A 1,687-nucleotide genomic window follows, 5' to 3' on the forward strand; every position below is an offset into this window, starting at 1 on the left:
CATGGGCCTGCCGGATGTCAGCAGCCTGAACGATCACCTGGTCGGTGAAATGACCAAGCGGATCGACGCCAATATGAACCTGCTCAATCCCGAGGACTTCATGAAGAACTGGATGAGCTTCGGGACGGGCGCCCAGGAACAGTTCCGCAAGTTCATGGAAACCGCCACCCGCAAATGACCGACACCATCTACGCCCCGGCCACGGCGGCGGGCCGGGCGGCGGTGGCGGTGGTGAGGCTCTCGGGCGGCGACGTGCGGTCGACGGTGAAAGCTCTGACCGGGGCGCTCCCAGCGGCGCGCCGGGCCAGCCTGCGCAACCTGCGTGGCCCTGACGGTCAGTTGATCGACCGGGCGCTGGTGCTCTGGTTCAAGGGGCCCGATAGCTATACCGGCGAGGATGTCGCCGAGTTTCACGTGCATGGTGGAGCCGCGGTGGTGGATGCGCTGCTGTCTGCGCTGAACGACCGCGCGTTGCGCCTTGCCGAGCCCGGGGAATTCACCCGCCGCGCCTTTGAGAATGGCAAGCTTGACCTGGCCCAGGCCGAGGGCGTGGCGGACTTGATCGACGCCGAGACCGACGCCCAGCGCCGGCAGGCCCTGGAGCAACTGGGCGGGCGGCTGTCGGGGATCCAGGCACGCTGGACCGATGCCCTGACCCAGGCTCTCGCCATGCTTGAGGCGGCCGTCGACTTTCCGGACGAGGACACGCCTCAGGACGTGGCGGCGCGCGCGCGGCCGGTGCTGGAAGCGCTGATCGCTGAGCTTGACGCTGCGGCGCTGGATGCCGAGCGCGGCGCCCGGGTGCGCGAAGGCTTCCGGATCGCCCTGGTCGGCGCGCCGAACGCCGGCAAGAGCACGCTGCTCAATGCCCTCGCGCGACGTGACGCGGCCATTGTCACCGCGACGCCAGGGACAACCCGGGACATCATTGAGGTTCCCATGGTCATGGCCGGCTACAAGGTGATCCTGGCGGACACCGCCGGCCTGCGTGACACAGTCGATGAAATCGAGGCCGAAGGCGTGCGGCGCGCGCGCGACTGGGCTGAGGCCGCAGACCTGCGGGTCTGGCTGGCCGACGGCATGGACCCGGAAGCCAGTTTCGCAGGGGCCCGGGTCGGCGACATCCGGCTGATCACCAAGCGCGACCTGGGGGAGGGGGTGGCCGACCTGGTCGGCGAACCCTTCACAGTCCGCAGCCCCAATGACCTCGCCTAGCTCGAGCGGACCCTGTCCGCTGTGGTCGTTGACGCCCTGGCGGGCGCGGAGCCCCCGGCCGCCACACGCCAGCGGCATGCCGGCCTGCTATCCGAGGCGGCGGCGCGGTTGCGACAGGCTCTGGAGCAGGACGAACATGTTGAACTGGCCGCAGAGGATGTCCGGCTGGCTGCGCGTGCGCTGGACCGTATCACGGGGCGCATTGACCCCGAACAGGTGCTAGGACGGATCTTCGCCACCTTCTGTATCGGGAAGTAGATGTTTCACGTGAAACGGACGAACCGCCCATGATCCTCGGCATTCTCGCCGCCCTGCTGCTGCCGCATATTGTGCTGGGGTTCGCATTGGGGCGAACAGCCTCGATCCGCGCGTTCATCCTCGAGGCCGGGACGGTCATGGGTGTTGGCTTGCTGGTGCTGGTAGGCGCCGTGCCCGCGATAAGCGAGGGCGCGAACGCGGAAGGACTGATGGG

The 1,687-nt window shown here is 68.2% G+C and carries 2 protein-coding genes and 1 pseudogene; all 3 read left to right on the forward strand.

The features are described from left to right. Position 1 precedes the first annotated feature (1 nt). A complete protein-coding gene (locus RMO97_RS05055; RefSeq protein WP_310539450.1) occupies positions 2 to 178 on the forward strand; it encodes a DUF6489 family protein in 177 nt (58 codons plus the stop codon). After that, positions 175 to 1,473: pseudogene (gene mnmE, locus RMO97_RS05060) on the forward strand (tRNA uridine-5-carboxymethylaminomethyl(34) synthesis GTPase MnmE). The gene RMO97_RS05055 and the pseudogene mnmE overlap by 4 nt, the downstream one beginning before the upstream one ends. Positions 1,474 to 1,502: 29 nt before the next feature. Next, positions 1,503 to 1,687 (forward strand): hypothetical protein (locus RMO97_RS05065; RefSeq protein WP_310539449.1); only part of this gene is annotated, 185 nt, incomplete at its 3' end.

The organism is Phenylobacterium sp. (genome assembly GCF_031425575.1).
Lineage (GTDB): Bacteria > Pseudomonadota > Alphaproteobacteria > Caulobacterales > Caulobacteraceae > Phenylobacterium.

Bases quoted from the DNA above. Each gene is read 5' to 3' on its own strand.
- RMO97_RS05055 (WP_310539450.1), top strand. From the start codon at position 2: ATGGGCCTGCCGGATGTCAGCAGCCTGAACGATCACCTGGTCGGTGAA.